At 66.3% G+C, this 17,543-nt stretch carries 15 protein-coding genes, 2 tRNA genes and 1 pseudogene; 6 read left to right on the top strand and 12 right to left on the bottom strand.

Going from position 1 to position 17,543, the window contains the following annotated elements:
- The 3 genes and pseudogenes from NE2_RS37345 to NE2_RS29385 all read left to right on the top strand — a co-directional run.
- A pseudogene (locus tag NE2_RS37345) lies at positions 1-304 on the top strand (2-phospho-L-lactate guanylyltransferase); the annotation flags it as partial.
- Between the two features lie 71 nt (positions 305-375).
- Positions 376-2,592 (top strand): RNA degradosome polyphosphate kinase, encoded by a 2,217-nt coding sequence (locus tag NE2_RS29390; RefSeq protein ID WP_063015193.1) that lies wholly within the window; start codon positions 376-378, stop codon positions 2,590-2,592.
- Between the two features lie 146 nt (positions 2,593-2,738).
- Positions 2,739-3,638, top strand: a complete 900-nt coding sequence (locus tag NE2_RS29385) for an NUDIX hydrolase (protein WP_063031367.1) — start codon at positions 2,739-2,741, stop codon at positions 3,636-3,638.
- A 96-nt stretch (positions 3,639-3,734) separates the two neighbouring features.
- Here NE2_RS29385 and NE2_RS29380 read toward each other — a convergent pair whose 3' ends face one another.
- From NE2_RS29380 to leuC, 3 genes are all read right to left on the bottom strand, one after another.
- Positions 3,735-4,388: an HU family DNA-binding protein gene (locus NE2_RS29380; protein WP_063031354.1), complete on the bottom strand. Its 654-nt coding sequence runs from the start codon at positions 4,386-4,388 to the stop codon at positions 3,735-3,737.
- 156 nt (positions 4,389-4,544) lie between these two features.
- Complete coding sequence (gene leuD / locus NE2_RS29375) at positions 4,545-5,153, bottom strand: 3-isopropylmalate dehydratase small subunit (protein WP_063015191.1); 609 nt, start codon at positions 5,151-5,153, stop codon at positions 4,545-4,547.
- A gap of 36 nt (positions 5,154-5,189) precedes the next feature.
- Entirely contained in the window at positions 5,190-6,614 is a 1,425-nt protein-coding gene (leuC, locus tag NE2_RS29370) for a 3-isopropylmalate dehydratase large subunit (protein ID WP_063031346.1), read from the bottom strand.
- Positions 6,615-6,760: 146 nt separating this feature from the next.
- On the opposite strand from leuC, the gene NE2_RS29365 reads away from it, so the two are divergent.
- Complete coding sequence (locus NE2_RS29365; RefSeq protein ID WP_030512998.1) at positions 6,761-7,462, top strand: IclR family transcriptional regulator; 702 nt, start codon at positions 6,761-6,763, stop codon at positions 7,460-7,462.
- Between the two features lie 53 nt (positions 7,463-7,515).
- Positions 7,516-8,016, top strand: a complete 501-nt coding sequence (locus NE2_RS29360; RefSeq protein ID WP_063031344.1) for a PPOX class F420-dependent oxidoreductase — start codon at positions 7,516-7,518, stop codon at positions 8,014-8,016.
- Between the two features lie 55 nt (positions 8,017-8,071).
- On the opposite strand, the gene NE2_RS29355 is transcribed toward NE2_RS29360, so the two are convergent.
- The 4 genes from NE2_RS29355 to NE2_RS29340 all read right to left on the bottom strand — a co-directional run bounded on the left by NE2_RS29355 (position 8,072) and on the right by NE2_RS29340 (position 10,815).
- A tRNA-Glu gene (locus tag NE2_RS29355) sits at positions 8,072-8,144 on the bottom strand.
- 138 nt (positions 8,145-8,282) lie between these two features.
- A tRNA-Gln gene (locus NE2_RS29350) sits at positions 8,283-8,354 on the bottom strand.
- Positions 8,355-8,569: 215 nt separating this feature from the next.
- Complete coding sequence (gene gltX / locus NE2_RS29345; protein ID WP_063031342.1) at positions 8,570-10,027, bottom strand: glutamate--tRNA ligase; 1,458 nt, start codon at positions 10,025-10,027, stop codon at positions 8,570-8,572.
- Positions 10,028-10,041: 14 nt separating this feature from the next.
- Entirely contained in the window at positions 10,042-10,815 is a 774-nt protein-coding gene (locus NE2_RS29340) for a fumarylacetoacetate hydrolase family protein (protein WP_030512995.1), read from the bottom strand.
- A gap of 165 nt (positions 10,816-10,980) precedes the next feature.
- Between NE2_RS29340 and NE2_RS29335 the strand changes: the two genes are divergently transcribed.
- Positions 10,981-12,156, top strand: coding sequence for an MFS transporter (locus NE2_RS29335; protein ID WP_063031365.1), 1,176 nt, complete (start codon positions 10,981-10,983; stop codon positions 12,154-12,156).
- A gap of 193 nt (positions 12,157-12,349) precedes the next feature.
- Here NE2_RS29335 and NE2_RS29330 read toward each other — a convergent pair whose 3' ends face one another.
- The 5 genes from NE2_RS29330 to NE2_RS29310 form a co-directional block, all read right to left on the bottom strand.
- On the bottom strand, positions 12,350-12,904 hold the full coding sequence (locus tag NE2_RS29330; RefSeq protein WP_233429910.1) for a Uma2 family endonuclease: 555 nt from the start codon (positions 12,902-12,904) through the stop codon (positions 12,350-12,352).
- Positions 12,905-13,217: 313 nt separating this feature from the next.
- Positions 13,218-14,225: a 3-isopropylmalate dehydrogenase gene (locus tag NE2_RS29325; protein ID WP_030512992.1), complete on the bottom strand. Its 1,008-nt coding sequence runs from the start codon at positions 14,223-14,225 to the stop codon at positions 13,218-13,220.
- Between the two features lie 485 nt (positions 14,226-14,710).
- On the bottom strand, positions 14,711-16,309 hold the full coding sequence (serA, locus tag NE2_RS29320) for a phosphoglycerate dehydrogenase (RefSeq protein ID WP_063031340.1): 1,599 nt from the start codon (positions 16,307-16,309) through the stop codon (positions 14,711-14,713).
- Positions 16,310-16,544: 235 nt separating this feature from the next.
- Positions 16,545-16,748, bottom strand: a complete 204-nt coding sequence (locus tag NE2_RS29315) for a cold-shock protein (protein WP_063031338.1) — start codon at positions 16,746-16,748, stop codon at positions 16,545-16,547.
- Between the two features lie 547 nt (positions 16,749-17,295).
- Positions 17,296-17,532, bottom strand: coding sequence for a cold shock domain-containing protein (locus tag NE2_RS29310; protein WP_063031336.1), 237 nt, complete (start codon positions 17,530-17,532; stop codon positions 17,296-17,298).
- Positions 17,533-17,543: the final 11 nt, after the last annotated feature.

Genomic DNA, 17,543 nt, shown 5'->3' with positions numbered 1-17,543 from the left:
CCGCGCGGCGGGCCACACCCATGCGCGGGATTCGCTCGCACCGTCGGCGACGGCCGATTCCGCGCCCCTGATGCCCCGCTTCGGAGCAGATTCCGCGCGCCGCCATCGGGAATCGGGTGCGGTCGAAGTGGGCGGGCACTGGCCGGGTCTGCGCCTGGACGTCGACACCGCCGAGGATCTCGACCGCGCGCTGTCGCTCGGGGTCGGCACGGCCACCGCGGCGCTGGTGCGCGACATCGGCTGGCCGGTAGGTGTTCACGAGAACCTCATTCGGAGGTGTGCCGCACCGTCACATGTGTGCTAGATGATCGCCAGGCCTCGATGAGAGGCCGCACAACGGTGGTGTCGGGCGCGACACCACCCGAGCCGTAAGGAATGATCGTGAGCGTGAGCGAAACGGAGACCGTCCCGCAACAGCCCCGGCTACCGGCGGCCCCGCCGGCGGCCACGCCACCGCCCACCACGGCCGCCGCGGCACAGTTGCCCGCCGATCGCTACCTCAATCGAGAACTGAGCTGGCTGGATTTCAACGCCCGCGTGCTGGCCCTGGCCGAGGACCCCTCGGAACCGCTGCTGGAACGCGCCAAATTCCTGGCCATCTTCTCCTCGAATCTCGACGAGTTCTACATGGTGCGGGTGGCCGGCCTCAAACGCCGCGCCGAGGCCGGACTCTCGGTCCGCTCCGCCGACGGCCTGTCCCCCACCGAACAACTCACCCTCATCGCCGAGCGCACCCAGGAACTGGCCGGACGCCATGCGCGGGTCTTCCTCGACCAGGTGCGCCCGGCACTGGCCGACGAGGGTATCGCCATCATCGGCTGGGCCGATCTGGACGACGACGAACGCCGCCGGCTGTCCGGCTACTTCCTCGACCAGGTGTTCCCGGTGCTGACCCCGCTCGCCGTCGATCCCGCCCATCCCTTCCCCTACATCAGCGGCCTGAGTTTGAATCTGGCTGTCACGGTGAAGGATTCCGAGACCGGCGGTGAGCATTTCGCCCGCGTGAAGGTGCCCGACAACGTCGACCGCTTCGTCCGGGTGCGCCGCACGCTCAACGAAACCCCCGGCGCCCGCCGAGATTCCGACATCACCGCTGTCCCCCGGCTGGCCGCCTTCCTGCCGATGGAAGATCTGATCGCCGCCCACCTCGATCAGCTCTTCCCGGGAATGGAAGTGGTGGAACACCATTCGTTCCGCATCACCCGCAACGCCGACTTCGAGGTCGACGAGGACCGCGACGAGGATCTGCTGCAGGCCCTCGAACGGGAACTGGCCCGCCGCCGCTTCGGATCGCCGGTGCGCCTGGAAGTTTCCGACGATATGACCGAGCACATGCTCGAGCTGCTGCTGCGCGAACTCGACGTCGACCCCGGCGACGTGATCCAGGTGCCCGGCCTGCTCGACCTGTCGTGCCTGTGGCAGGTCTACGGCGTCGACCGGCCGCTGCTCAAGGACGCGCCCTACGTTCCGGCCACACCGCCCGCGTTCGGCGAAAGAGAAACGCCGCGAAACGTTTTCGCCGCCCTGCGCGAGGGCGACGTGCTGGTGCATCACCCCTACGATTCGTTCTCCACCAGCGTGCAGCGTTTCATCGAGCAGGCGGCGGCCGATCCGCAGGTGCTGGCCATCAAGCAGACCCTCTACCGCACCTCCGGCGACTCTCCCATCGTCAACGCGCTCATCGATGCTGCCGAGGCCGGTAAACAGGTCGTCGCGCTGGTCGAGATCAAGGCCCGCTTCGACGAACAGGCCAACATCAAATGGGCACGCGCGCTGGAGCAGGCGGGCGTGCACGTGGTCTACGGCCTCATCGGCCTCAAGACGCACTGCAAGACCTGTCTGGTGGTGCGCCGCGAGGGTGCCACCATCCGTCGCTATTGCCATATCGGGACCGGCAACTACAACCCGAAGACCGCGCGGCTCTACGAGGACGTCGGACTCCTCACCGCGGCACCGGAGATCGGCGCCGACCTGACCGACCTGTTCAACTCGCTGACCGGCTATTCGCGAAAGGCCAACTACCGCAACCTGTTGGTCGCGCCGAGCAGCGTGCGTTCGGGCATCGTGGAGCGGATCCGCCGCGAGACCGAGCTGGCCGCCCAGGGCGTGCCGGCCCGTATTCGCCTCAAGGCCAACGCCATCGTCGACGAGCAGATCATCGACGCGCTCTATCGCGCGTCCCAGGCCGGGGTTCCGGTGCAGATCGTGGTGCGCGGCATCTGCGGGCTGCGTCCCGGTGTGCCCGGGATGAGCGACAACATCGAGGTGCGCTCGATTCTCGGCCGATTCCTGGAACATTCGCGCATCCTGCATTTCCAGGCCCAGGACGAGTACTGGATCGGCAGCGCCGACATGATGCACCGCAATCTCGACCGGCGCGTGGAGGTCATGGCGCAGGTGAAGGATCCGAAGCTGCGCGAGCGGCTGGCGGTGGTGTTCGATTCCGCACTCGATCCCGCGACCCGGTGCTGGGTGTTGCAGCCCGACGGCAGCTGGGCGGCCCAGCCGAGCCCCGACGCCGACAGCCGCGGCGTGCAGGTGCGCGACCATCAGGAGTTCCTCATGCGACTGCGGAGGCCGGATCAGCAGTGAAATCCTCGGCGACACGAGATTTCGATCGGTCCCCGGACGACGGCGGCACCGCCCTCGATCGCCTCGGCGACACCGGCGGTTCGATCAGCTACGACGAGGTGGGTACAGGTGAGAGCGGCTCGGGCGACACCATCTCGGATCCGCGGGTGACCGCCAACATCATCGCCGCGGGCGCCGTGGTGTGGCGGCGGCCCCGCGACGGCGGACCGGTCGAGGTGGCCCTCGTACACCGGCCGAAATACGACGATTGGTCGCTGCCCAAAGGAAAGCTCGACCCGGGCGAAACCGCAATGGTCGCGGCCGTGCGCGAAGTGACCGAAGAAACCGGCCTGAACTGCCGTCTGGGGCGCTATCTCGGTCGGGTCACATATCCGGTGCCCGGACATCGCAAACTCAAGCGTGTCGACTATTGGGCGGCCACACCCGTCGGCGGCGAGTTCGTCACGAATTCCGAAGTCGACCAGCTGCGGTGGCACCGGGTGGACCGGGTGATGGACCAACTCTCCTACCCGATGGATCGCCGAATCATCCGCAATTTCCTGCGCCTGCCGGCCGATACCGCGACCCTGGTGCTGGTGCGGCATGCGAAAGCGGGCCGCCGCGACCGATTCACCGGCCCCGACGACCAACGGCCACTGGAAAAAGCCGGTCGCGCACAGGTCGAGGTGCTGACGCCGAATCTGCTCGCCTTCGGGCCGGGAGCGGTCCATTCGGCGCCTCCGCTGCGCTGTGCGCAGACCGTCGCGCCGGTCGCCGAGGCCCTCGGCCTCGATATCACCCCGGAGCCGCTGCTGTCGGAAAGCGGTTATGCCGCAGCACCGCAGGCCGGTGTGGACCGGCTGCGGGAACTGGTCTCACCCGACATCGTTCCGCTCGTGTGCAGTCAGGGCAAGGTCATTCCGGATCTGCTGCAGCGCTGGGCGGACGACGACGGTCTCACCCTGCCGCCGGCCCGGAACCGCAAGGGCAGCGTCTGGGTGCTGTCGGTCGCCGACGGGCGGCTGGTCGCCGCCGATCATCTCGATCGGTCCCTGCGTACCCACTGAATCCGAGAAAACACGGTCTACCCGAAAACGCGTCGAACCCGAAAACGCAATGACCCCGGACCGAAAGGACCGGGGTCATTACCGTCGCGTCACTCGCTATCGCCGCGTGGTGCGCTTGGTTGCCGTGCGCTTGGCAGCGGTCTTCTTCGCGGCGGTCTTCTTGGCCGCGGTCTTGGTCGCGGTCGTCTTCTTCGCCGTGGTCACCTTCTTCGCAGGCGCCTTCGCGGCCGTCTTCTTGGCGGTCGTCTTCTTGGCCGGGGCCGTCTTCTTCGCCGTGGTCACCTTCTTCGCAGGCGCCTTCGCGGCCGTCTTCTTGGCGGTCGTCTTCTTGGCCGGGGCCGCCTTCTTCGCCGTGGTCTTCTTCGCGGCGGTCTTCTTGGCCGTGGTCTTCTTGGCGGCGGTCTTCTTCGCCGCACCCGACACCGGCGCTGCCACACCGCGTTTCACGGCCGGACCGGCCGCCGCGATCTTCTGCTTGCCCGAGATGATCGCCTTGAACTGCGCACCCGGGCGGAACGCGGGCACCGAAGTGGGCTTCACCTTCACCGTCTCGCCGGTTCGGGGATTACGCGCCACCCGTGCCGCCCGCTTGCGCTGTTCGAATACACCGAATCCGGTGATTGTGACGCTCTGCCCCTTGTTCACCGCACGCACGATCGTGTCGACAATGTGCTCGACTGCCGCAGTGGCCGTGCGCCTGTCAGTACCCAACTTCTCGGTCAGAACATCGATCAGTTCCGCCTTGTTCATTGAATCCTCCGCAGACTAATGGCCCGTCGTCGGACCGACTAGGTACCACGGTAAACCCTGAATGGGCAAGAGTCTATGTGCCACGCCAAATTTCATGTGGCGTGGCACACGCGCAGCAACCTCGATTGGTTGCTCTCAGCTAACACTCGAGACTGTTCAGTCCCGTGAAATAGCCGCTGGAATGGTGGTCGGTTTCCAAGACGGCCTTGCCTTTTCGAACTGCTCGATGGCCTCTTCCTGCCGAAGTGTCAGTCCGATGTCGTCCAGACCTTCCAGCAGCCGCCACCGGGTGTAGTCGTCAATATCGAAGGGCAACACGGTGGTTCCAGCGGCCACAGTGCGTGCCTCGAGATCGACGATCAATTCCAGGCCGGGATGTTCTTCGATCAACTTCCAGAGCAATTCGACATCATGTTGTGACATCTGCGCGGCCACCAAGCCGCCCTTACCGGCGTTGCCCCGGAAGATGTCGGCGAAGCGGGAAGAGATCACCACCCGGAAGCCGTAGTCCATCAATGCCCAAACCGCATGCTCTCGCGACGATCCCGTACCGAAATCCGGTCCGGCGACCAACACACTTCCCCGGTCGAACGGGCTGGTGTTCAAAATGAAGCCCGGATCCGAACGCCAGGCGGCGAACAGACCGTCCTCGAATCCCGTTCGCGTCACCCGTTTCAGATAGACCGCCGGGATGATCTGGTCGGTATCGACATTCGACCGGCGCAACGGCACGCCGATCCCCTTGTGCACCTTGAACGGTTCCATAGTTGCTCCTGTAGTCCTGAGGTGAATTCCGGCCGGTCAGTTCAGATCCGCCGGCGCCGACAACCGGCCCCGGACCGCCGTCGCGGCCGCGACCTGCGGCGAAACCAGATGCGTACGGCCGCCTTTACCCTGGCGTCCCTCGAAGTTGCGGTTCGATGTCGAAGCACAGCGCTGACCGGGAGAAAGCTGATCCGGATTCATTCCCAGGCACATCGAGCAGCCGGCCTGGCGCCATTCCGCGCCCGCCGCAGTGAAAATCTCGCCCAAACCCTCGGATTCGGCCTGGGCGCGCACCCGCATCGAGCCCGGAACGATCAACATCCGCACGCTGTCGGCGACCTTGCGACCCTTCAAAACGTCCGCCACCGCCCGCAAATCCTCGATCCGGCCGTTGGTGCACGAACCCACGAAAACCGTATCCACAGGGACCTCACGAAGCGGAGTTCCGGGCTCCAAATCCATGTAAGTCAGAGCCTTCTCGGCGGCCGCTCGCTCGTTTTCGTCGGCGAAATCCTCCGGATTCGGCACCACATCGCCCAGCGGGGCGCCCTGACCGGGGTTGGTGCCCCAGGTGACGAACGGCGTCAACGTCGAGGCGTCCAGGTGCACCTCGGCGTCGAAGGTGGCGTCCGGATCGGTCTTCAGCGCCTCCCACGCGGCCACCGCCGCATCCCAGTCCGCGCCGGTGGGGGCATGTTCGCGGCCCCTCAGGAATTCGTAGGTGACCTCGTCGGGGGCCACCATGCCCGCCCGGGCGCCGGCCTCGATGGACATGTTGCACATCGTCATCCGCGCCTCCATGGACATGGCGCGCACGGCCTCACCACGGTATTCGAGCACATAACCCTGCCCGCCGCCGGTGCCGATCTTGGCGATGACCGCCAGAATCACGTCCTTGCTCGTCACGCCGGGCGGCAACTCGCCATCGATATTGATCGCCATGGTCTTGAACGGGCGCAGCGACAACGTCTGCGTCGCCATCACATGTTCGACCTCGCTGGTGCCGATACCCATCGCCAGCGCGCCGAATGCGCCGTGGGTCGAGGTGTGCGAATCACCACACACCACGGTCATGCCCGGCTGCGTCAAACCCAGCTGCGGACCGACCACGTGCACGATGCCCTGTTCGATATCACCCATCGGATACAGCCGCACGCCGAATTCCTCGCAATTACGCCGCAGGGTTTCCACCTGGGTGCGCGAGATCGGATCCGCGATCGGCTTATCGATATCGACCGTCGGCACATTGTGGTCCTCGGTCGCGATGGTCAGATCCGGCCGGCGCACCGGGCGCCCCGCCGCCCGCAGCCCGTCGAAGGCCTGCGGGCTCGTGACCTCGTGCACCAGGTGCAGATCGATGTAGATGAGATCGGGTTCGCGCTGCGCACCCTCACCCGCACCCCGTACGACGACATGCTGATCCCAGACCTTCTCCGCCAGCGTGCGTGGCCGTTCGGCCATGACAACCACCTCTCTGTGTCATCTGCGACGGCTTCGCCGTCGCGAACTCGCAGGTGGATCCCCTATCCAAGGTCCACCGGAGGTGCGTACTCGCGGGGTTCGATCAGACTTGCCAATCTCACTATGCGAGACGCTAATATCGTTCTATGAGACAGCATAGCGGTATCGGGGTGCTCGACAAAGCCATGGCCGTGCTTTACGCCGTGGCCGAACAACCGTGTGGACTCAACGAGCTGTGCACCCGCACCGGACTGCCCCGGGCCACCGCGCATCGACTGGCCGTGGGGCTGGAGACCCATCGCATGCTGGCCCGCGACGCCGCCGGTTCCTGGCGGCCCGGCCCGGCGCTGTCGGAACTGGCCACCACCGCCGAGGATCCGCTGCTCGACGCCGCCGCCGTCATCCTGCCCCGGCTGCGCGAGATCACCGGCGAGAGCGTGCAGCTCTACCGGCTCGACGGACACTCCCGCATCTGCGTGGCCGCGCTCGAGCCCACCTCCGGCCTGCGTGACACCGTCCCGGTCGGCGCTCGCCTGCCGCTGACCGCCGGATCGGCCGCGAAGGTCCTGCTGGCCTGGGCCGATCCGGAACTGCAGCGAGGCGTGCTGGCCGACGCGGTCTTCGGTGAGCGCGCCCTGGCCGAGGTCCGCCGCCGCGGCTGGGCACAGAGCGCCGCGGAACGGTCCGCGGGTGTGGCCAGCGTCTCCGCGCCGGTGCGCGACGGGTCGTCCCAGGTGATCGCCGCGGTCTCGGTATCCGGCCCGATCGATCGCATGGGCCGGCGCCCGGGCGCGCGCTGGGCCGCCGACCTCGTCGCCGCCGCCGATGCCTTGCACAAGCGACTCTGAATCCCGATCACGAGCTGTGATCCTGGCCATACGCCGTAAAGTATCGTGACCGCATGGGAGTGAACCAACGCGCACAGATCGTGATGTCCGAGACGGAGATCACCGAATTCCTGAAACGCAGCCGCATCATGACGCTGGCGAGCCTGGGCAAGAACGGAACGCCGCATCTCACGGCGATGTGGTACGGCCTGGTCGACGGTGAAATCTGGTTCGAGACGAAGGGTAAGTCGCAGAAGGCGGTGAATCTGCGGCGCGATCCCCGCGTCACCGTGCTGGTCGAGGCGGGCGACACCTACGACCAGCTGCGCGGGGTGTCGATCGAGGGCCGCGCGGAGATCGTGGAGGACCCCGACGCGCTGTTCAAGGTCGGCGTCAGCGTCTGGGAGCGCTACACCGGCCCCTACACCGAGGAATTGCGCCCGATGGTGGAGGCGATGCTGAACAAGCGCGTCGCGATCCGCGTGGTGCCGGAACGGGTGCGCAGCTGGGATCACCGCAAGCTCGGTATGCCCGCGATGCCGCCGGGCGGATCCACCTGGCCGGTGCAGGACTGATCCGCACCCGGGAACGAGAAAAGCCCTCCAGCTCGCGCTGGAGGGCTTTCGAATGTAGCCCCGACGGGATTTGAACCCGCGCTACCGCCTTGAGAGGGCGGCGTCCTAGGCCGCTAGACGACGGGGCCAGAGGACTTCCCCGAAGGGAGACTCCGTGGATCTTTCGATCGAGGAGGCTCGGCAAGCTTAACCGGCCGAGACCCGGCGACCAAATCGCCGGGGATGCTGTTCCGACTCGACCGAACGAAGCGAATCAACATTCTCCGCTGGGGTACCAGGACTCGAACCTAGAATGGCTGAACCAGAATCAGCTGTGTTGCCAATTACACCATACCCCAATGACCTGGGCTTTCAGCCTCTCCCCTGCCGGTTCGAGGCCCTCGTTCCGGGCCGAGAAGAAGAGTACCAAACCCCTCCCGTATTTATACAAATCGTCTGGTCAGAGCCGTTTTTCAGGGCCGATACGGCCTCCGGGCTCCCGCCGGGTGGTCACGAAGCCGCGACCGCCCGACGGAACGACCGAGTCGGTGAGCACCCGAGGCCGGCGCGGCTACTACACCAGCGCGGCCCGCAGCCGCCGCATGGTCGCCTCACGGCCGAGCAGTTCCAGCGATTCGTAGAGCGGCGGGCTGATGTGCGAGCCGGTGACCGCCACGCGCACGGGACCGAAGGCCTTACGCGGTTTGAGCCCCAGATCGTCCACCAGTGCCTTTTTCAGCGCCTCCTCGAGCACGGGCGGCGTCCATTCGGAAACACCGTCGAGCGCCGCCACGGCGGCCTGCAACACCGGCACCGCATCGGGCCCCAGATTCTTTTGCGCCGCGGCCTCGTCGACAGCAAACTCCTCGGCCGGCACGAACAGAAACTTCAATAGATCCCACGCATCACCGAGAACCACGATCCGGGTCTGCACCAACTCCGCCGCCGCGGCGAAAACTCGGTCGTCCACTTCGGCGCCGATGTGACCGTGCGCAGTGAGGAACTCCCGCAACCTACGGGCGAAATCCCCGGTGTCCAGCAAACGAATGTGTTCGGCGTTGATCGCATCCGCCTTCTTCTGGTCGAAGCGGGCCGGATTCGAATTTACTTTCGATATCTCGAACGCATCGACCATCTCCGCCATGGAGAAGACATCACGGTCCTCGGCGAGGCTCCATCCGAGCAAAGCCAGGTAATTCAGCAAACCTTCAGGAATGAATCCGCGATCCCGGTGCGCGAAGAGATTCGACTCCGGATCACGTTTGGACAACTTCTTGTTGCCCTGGCCCATCACGAAGGGCAGATGTCCGAACTCCGGAGTGAACTCCGCCACCCCGATCCGCTGCAATGCGGCATACAACGCCAACTGCCGCGGTGTGGAGGAAAGCAGGTCTTCCCCGCGCAACACGTGTGTGATTTTCATCAGCGCGTCGTCCACGGGATTCACCAGCGTATAGAGCGGATCACCGGTGCCGCGGGTCAACGCGAAATCGGGCACCGTCCCGGCCTTGGCAGTGATCTCCCCGCGAACCAGATCGTTCCACACCAGATCGTGCTCGGGCATCCGCAGGCGCACCACCGCCGGGCGGCCCTCGGCCTTGTAGGCGGCGATCTGCTCGGGGGTCAGATCGCGGTCGAAGTTGTCGTAACCGAGCTTCGGATCGCGTCCGGCGGCCCGGTGACGGGCCTCGACTTCGTCTGGGGTGGAGAAGGATTCATAGGCCTCACCGGCCGCCAGCAACCTCTGGACGACATCGAGATGAAGCTCACGCCGCTGCGACTGACGGTAAGGACCGTAGGGCCCGCCGACCTCCGGCCCCTCGTCCCACGTCAGTCCGAGCCACCGCAACGCGTCCAGAATCGCGTGGTACGACTCCTCGGAATCGCGTGCGGCATCGGTGTCTTCGATACGGAAGACGAAGGTGCCGCCGTGGTGGCGAGCGAACGCCCAGTTGAACAGCGCGGTCCGGATCAGGCCGACATGCGGTGTGCCGGTGGGTGACGGGCAGAATCGGACCCGTACGTCAGTCATATTCCTTCTCTCGATCAACGTTTGGCGGCAACAGGATTGGTGAGGGTGCCGATACCCTGAACCGTCACGGATACGGTTTGCCCATCCGTCATCGGTCCTACACCTTCCGGCGTTCCGGTGAGGATGACATCGCCGGGCAGCAAGGTCATCACCTTGGTGACCCACTCGATCACCGTCGGAATGTCGTGCAGCAGAAGTGAAGTCCGGCTGCGCTGGCGCACCTCACCGTCGAGTTCGGTAGTGATCTCGAGATCGCCCGGATCGAGTTCGGTTTCGATCCACGGTCCCAGCGGGCAGAAGGTGTCGTAGCCCTTGGCGCGCGTCCACTGTCCGTCGTGGCGCTGCTGGTCACGCGCGGTCACGTCGTTGGCGACGGTGTAGCCGAGAATGACGTCGGCGGCCCGGGCGGCCGGCACGTCCTTGCACGGGCGGCCGATCACCACCGCCAGCTCCCCCTCGTAGTCGACCTGAGAGGAATTGGGCGGCAACAGGATCGGCAGGTTCGGCCCGACGATGGAGGTGTTCGGCTTGAGGAAGATCACAGGATCCTCCGGCGCCGCTCCGCCCATCTCCGCCGCGTGCGCGGCGTAGTTCTTTCCGACGCACACGACCTTGCTGGCCAGAATGGGGGCCAGCAGTCGCACATCGGCCAGCGGCCAGGTACGGCCGGTGAATGTCGGGGTACCGAACGGATGCTCGGCGATTTCACGAGCGATCTCGTCGGAACCGTCGGTTTCGATACTCACGAACGCGACCCCATCGGGGCTGGCAACACGACCTAGACGCATGGCGAAGAGTCTATCCACCTGCCCGAACGCGGCCGACCACCCGGTCTGCGACGGGCGCATGTGACGAATTTCGACTTGCCTACCCGCCGCGTCCTGGGTGTACGGTAAGAGCCGGTTCACAGAGTAAGACTCTGATCCCAAAATATGAGATTCGAGGTGTGGGCGATGACCGCCGTGACAGACGTGCGCGCGACCCGGCGGTGGACCATGCTCGCGCTCGGAGTCTTCGCCCAGTCCTCGAGCGCGGTCATCGTGCACGGCACCCCGTTCCTGTTGCCGGCGCTGACCGATCGCGGAATGCCCTTGGCCACAGCGGGTCTGCTGGTCGCGATGCCGACGGTCGGCCTGGTGTGCACGCTGATCGCCTGGGGATACATCGTGGACCGGGTGGGTGAGCGCACCGTCCTGGTCGCCGGTCCGGTCGTGATGTGTGTGGCAGGTGTGGCTGCTGCGACGGTGACGAACTACGGCATCCTGGGCGTGCTGCTGTTTCTGGCCGGTATGGGCGCTGCCAGTACCAACGGCGCGAGCGGCCGGGTGATCGTCGGCTGGTTCCCGGTCGATCAGCGCGGGCTCGCGATGGGTATCCGCCAGACCGCCCAGCCGCTGGGTGTCGCGATCGCGGCGATGTCGATACCGGCTGTCGCTGCCGCACACGGGTTTTCCACGGCGATCCTGGTTCCGGCGGCGATGGCGGGTGTCGCGGCGATCGGCTGTCTGATCGGAATCGTCGACCCGCCCCGACCGGCGAGCACCGGCGCGCATCCGGACAACCCGTATCGGGGTGATTCCACGCTGTGGCGCATCCACGCGGTCTCGGTGCTGCTGGTGGTTCCGCAGGCCACCCTGTGGACGTTCGCCCTGCTGTGGCTGCATCGCGATGCCGGGCTGTCGCTGCCGGTGGCCGGGGCGATCGTCACCGCCACCCAGATTCTGGGGGCTGCCGGGCGCATCGGCGCCGGTATCTGGTCCGACCGTGTCGGCAGCCGCCTGCGTCCGTTGCACACCGTGGCGATCGCGGCCGTGGTCTCGATGGCAGCCCTGGCCGGTGCCGCCTGGTTGCACTGGTGGTGGGCGGCGATCCCGATCCTGTTCGCCGCGTCGGTGATCACCGTCGCGGACAACGGCCTGGCCTTCACCGCCGTCGCCGAAATCGCCGGCCCGTACTGGAGCGGCCGCGGCCTGGGCATCCAGAACACCGGCCAGAACCTCGCATCCGCCGCTGTCGCACCGATTTTCGGCGCGCTGATCACCGCCGCCGGCTTCCCGGCGGCCTATCTGATCGCCGCGATCATCGCCGCGGCCGCCGTCCCCATGGTGCCGATCGCCCGCACCCGCTGACGCCCGGGTTCCTCACGGCCGCACCCCTTTCCGTCACAGTACGGAGCGCGACCGTGGGGAAACACCACGCCGCCAACAACTTTCGAGGTTGTACCTACAACCTCAGTTCGACGAACAATGCTGACAGGCGACGCCGGAACAACAAGGTCGGAACCGTTCGCGATCGACGCCCGACCATATGCGGGCCGTACGATCAAATTTCGATCAGCGCGGCTGGATCGAACTCGACCCGAAAAACCTTGTCCGCCTCGACATCCGCGCTGAACCGGCTTCCTTCGCCGACCGTCGGCTCCCATCGGTAGCCGTCGTCGCCAAGCACGGAGCGATGAATTCGGATATGCGGCTGATGCTCGATGATCCAATACTGCGGGATCCCGAGTGCCGCGTACTCGCGAACCTTGCGCACCCGGTCCGTGCGCTCGCTCCCGCTGCCGGGCGACACGACTTCCACCACGAGTAGCAACTCGGTGCCCGGAATCAACTTCGGGGTCCCATCCAGCACCGCTGCTCGCGCCACCTCGCGCGGGATCACGGAGGCATCGGGTTTCCGCACGCCACTGGGCGTGCTGATCTCCCACACCCCGCCTTCGAGTACAACGACCTCAGCCTCACGCGCCGCAGATTCGACGACCCGCGCCAAGGTGCGTGCGATCCAATTGTGCCGAGCCCCCGCCGCCACCTCGATCAACCACCCGTCCTCGAGTTCCAGCCCTTTGCCGTCTTCCGGTTGTTCGTGCAAGTCGAGCACGGTGTACGGACCGAATCCGACGGCACCGGTGATGTGCTCCGCCGTCATACCGCCTCCAGGTCTTTGCACACGTCGATGGCCTGCATCAGTCGCGATCAATGCTGGCCGGTGGCGATCGATGCCAACCAGCGCCGCGATCCCGCCGCAGTGGACCGGGGTAGTGTCCGTCCGCGCCGCGGCACAGACAAATCCACGCCCTTCCCCGGTCCGCCGTTTCCCAACACTTGGCCGGCCGTCGTGCGGCAGGGCCGCTCAACACACAATCCTCCTGCCGCGCAATCCGTTTCGCGACAGGAGGATCGGCTGGGAGAGCTCAGAGAGACGCGGCGATGCGGTCGCCGATTTCGACCGTGGAGGCGGTACCGGTGCGGGCGGCGAGGTCCTTGGCTACCGCGGCTTCGATGCGGGCGGCTTCCTCGGACCGGCCGAGGTGGTTCAGCAGCAGCGACACCGAGAGGATGGCGGCGGTCGGGTCGGCCTTGGACTGGCCGGCGATATCGGGGGCGCTGCCGTGGACCGGTTCGAACATGCTCGGGTTGGTGCCCGAGGCGTCGATGTTGCCCGAGGCGGCCAGGCCGATGCCACCGGACACCGCCGCGGCGAGGTCGGTGATGATGTCGCCGAACAGGTTGTCGGTGACGATCACGTCGAAGCGGCCCGGATCGTTGACCATGTGGATCGTCGCGGCATCGATGTGCTGATAGGCGACCTCGACCTCGGGGTACTCCGCGCCGACCTCGGTGACGGTGCGCTGCCACAGCGAACCGGCGAAGCTCAGCACATTGGTCTTGTGGACCAGCGTCAGGTGCTTGCGGCGCTGCTGAGCCTTGTCGAAGGCGTAGCGCACCACCCGCTCGATGCCGAAGCGGGTGTTGGTGGAGACCTCGGTGGCCACCTCGTGCGGGGTGTTCACGCGGATCGCGCCGCCGGTACCGGTGTACGGACCCTCGGTGCCCTCACGCACGACGACGAAGTCGATCTCCGGATCACCGGACAGCGGGCTGGTGACGCCCGGGTACAGCTTCGACGGACGCAGGTTCACGTGGTGGTCGAGCGCGAAGCGGGTGTGCAGCAGCAGACCGCGCTCGAGCAGGCCGCTGGGGACCGACGGATCACCGATCGCGCCCAGCAGGATGGCGTCGTGCTGCTTCAGCTCCGGCAGCACCGACTCCGGCAGTACCTCGCCGGTCGCGTGGTAGCGCTTGGCGCCCAGGTCGTATTCGGTCTTCTCGACCCCGGGCACGACCACGTCGAGTACCTTGAGCGCCTCGGCGATGACCTCGGGCCCGATACCGTCACCGGCGATGACAGCCAGCTTCATATGACAACGCTCCGTTCGTTCCTGCTCGCGGCTCGCAACACGTATGCGGCCGAATCAGCCAAGGGCGGTCGATCGGCGGCGTTGCGCCCGGCCGGATCGCCGACACCGTCACACTATCGGTCCCCCGAATCACCCCGATAACCAGGGCAAGCCGCTCCCAATGAGTGAGATCGATCGGCACGGGCTCCCCCGAATCACAGTGCAGGCCGACCTCGACCACGGACCGAAATCGGCGCGCGTCCCCGCGAGAGCACCCGTACCGGACCGCCAACAGCGCGACACGCCCGCAGCAAGCACGTCCGCCCGCGACCGCACAAGTCACGCTCTCGGCGGCCGCGAGTTCCTCGCGGAAGGAGTGGCAGTTGTGTCGTGCCGGGGATCACCCAGCAACGCACAATGCGCGCGAATCCCGCTCCGCGCCATGGCGATTGGATTCGCGCGCACTGTAACGTACTGCGGCCGATCCGATTCCGGCCCGGAACGTCTCAGCTCAGGTCGACCTGAACGACCTTCGCGGCACCCACGGCCTCGGCGATCGAGGACTGCACCTCGGCCGGGACGGACTCCTCGACGCGCAGGATGACCGTCGCGCCTTCCTTGTCGATGTCCTGGCTCAGCTGAGCGGCCTTGATATCGATGGCCGCCTCGCCCAGCTTGGTGCCGATCTTGCCCAGGGCACCCGGGCGGTCGTCGTAGTTGAGGATCGCCAGGTTGAGGCCCTCGGCGCGCATGTCGTAGTTGCGGCCGTTGATGTTGACGATCTTCTCGACCTGAGCGGGCTCGGTCAGGGTGCCGGCGACGTTCAGGGTGCGGCCGTCGCCGAATACGGCGCGCAGGTCGACCAGGCTGCGGTGGGTCGGGCTCTCGCTGTGGGTGGTGACGGAGGCCTCGAGACCCCGTTCCGCGGCCAGCGACGGGGCGTTGACGAAGGTGACCGCGTCTTCGACGTGCGCGGAGAACACGCCGCGCAGCGCCGAGAGTTCCAGCACCGCAACCTCTTCCGAGGACAGCTCGCCGCGCACCTGGAGTTCGAGCGAAACCGGCAGCTCGTCGGCGAGGGCGCCCAGCAGCACACCCTGCTTGCGCACGATGTCCAGCCAGGGGGCGACGATCTCGTTGACCGCACCACCGGCGACGTTCACCGCACCGGGCACGAACTCACCCGCGAGGGCGAGCTGCACCGACTTGGCGACATCGGTTCCGGCGCGGTCCTGGGCCTCGGCGGTGGAGGCGCCCAGGTGCGGGGTCACGACGACCTGCGGCAGCTCGAACAGCGGGCTGTCGGTCGACGGCTCGGTCTCGAACACGTCGATGCCGGCGGCGCGCACGTGGCCGGAGGTGATGGCGTCGGCCAGGGCCTGCTCGTCGATCAGACCGCCACGGGCGGCGTTGACGATGATGACGCCCTTCTTGGTCTTGGCCAGGGTCTCCTTGTTCAGCATGCCCTTGGTCTCAGGGGTCTTGGGCAGGTGAATGGAGATGAAGTCGGCACGCTCGAGCACCTCGTCCAGGCTCAGCAGCTCGATGCCCAGCTGGGCGGCGCGGGCCGGGGAGGTGTAGGGGTCGTACGCGATGACCTTGGTCTCGAAAGCGGCCAGGCGCTGCGCGAACAGCTGGCCGATGCGGCCGAGGCCGATGACGCCGACGGTCTTGCCGAAGATCTCGACACCGTTGAACTTGCTGCGCTGCCAGGTGTGCTCGCGCAGGGTGGCGTCGGCTGCCGGGATCTGGCGGGCGGCGGCCAGCAGCAGGGTGACGGCGTGCTCGGCGGCGGTGTGGATGTTGGAGGTCGGCGCGTTGACGACCATGACACCGCGCTCGGTGGCCGCGGGCACGTCGACATTGTCGAGGCCGACGCCCGCGCGGGCGACGATCTTGAGGTTCTTGCCGGCCTCGAGCACCTCGGCGTCGACGGTGGTGGCCGAACGGACCAGCAGCGCGTCGGCCTCGGGCACGGCGGCCAGCAACTCGGGTCGATTGGGGCCGTCGACCCAGCGAACCTCGACACCGTCACCGAGCGCATCGACGGTCGACTGGGCGAGCTTGTCGGCGATCAGAACAACAGGACGGCCATTTTGGCTCACTGTGGGGCACTCCTGGGGAAAGAGGTCGGCATTTACCGCGGACCAGCTTAATGGTCGCGCTTCGGCGCCGGTGTACCGCCCGGTAGGCAGCCGCCCTCACACCGCCGCCGACCCCGGGCCGCAGCGCATCGGGCCCCGGACGCGAAAGAGCCCCGCATCTCGAAAGATACGGGGCCCCACTGTAAGTCGCGGACAGTTCACGCTACGTAAAGTGGCGCGCAGTCAGCGGACTCGATCAGAGAACGCTTACGTTCTGAGCCTGCGGGCCCTTCTGGCCCTGGCCGATCTCGAACTGCACGCGCTGCCCCTCGTCGAGGGACCGGAATCCGCTACCGCTCACAGCCGAGTAGTGCACGAACACATCGGGACCACCGTCGTCCTGAGCGATGAACCCGAAGCCCTTCTCGCTGTTGAACCACTTCACTACGCCTTGCGCCATTTCATACCTTCTGTAGACGAGCCGAACCGACCAACTTCACGGTCGGGCCGGTCTCAGTGATCAAGCCTGCCACGGACTGCGCCGTCGCGCCACCACAGTGGTCACCCCGGGGGAGGGAAACCGCACCCGAAGCGAAAAGTCAGCTTTTCGCGTGGGGCACGCTGTGATTGTCCCGTGATAGCGCGGCGGGCCACGCTCGTCACGTCGCGGCGAGCGGCGGGAATCGTGCGTGCGCCGTCGTCCGGCCGCAGAAATGGGTCGACCCCGGACACTGCGGTCCGGGGTCGACCCGAGGTCGCATCATGCGACCGAAATCAGTGATCAGCCACCGAAAGAGCCGGTCCACAGGGTGTTGACCAGGCCGTGGAAGGCGGCACCCAGGGTGTCGAACAGGCCGTTCACAGCAGCACTACCGGTGTCGATGATAACGGGGATCATAAATACCTCTTCGTTGTTTCAATTCAGTCGTACAAACTGACGATCAACATATCGAGGGCCCATAAAGGGGCGTTAACTCGTTTTCGGGAATAGTGATCTGCCCGACAGGTCACAGTTCGTGTGGGTCGGGCCACAGTCGGCGCATCGGCTCGATTCGGACGCCCTTGGCTTCCGGGCCCGCCTTGGTGTGGCGTACGTCGAACTCGACGCGCTGGCCCTGCACCAATCGCCGGAAACCGTCGCCGTGAACCTCGGTGTATTCGACGAAAACTTCCGCCCCGCCGGCATCCGGGATTATGAAACCGAAGCCTTTCTCACTGTCGAACCACTTCACCGTGCCGTGCAACTACGCTTCTC

The organism is Nocardia elegans NBRC 108235, from assembly GCF_001612845.1.
Lineage (GTDB): Bacteria > Actinomycetota > Actinomycetes > Mycobacteriales > Mycobacteriaceae > Nocardia > Nocardia nova.
Note: the sequence above shows the minus strand (reverse complement) of the source record. Positions and strands in the feature narration are given on the sequence as shown.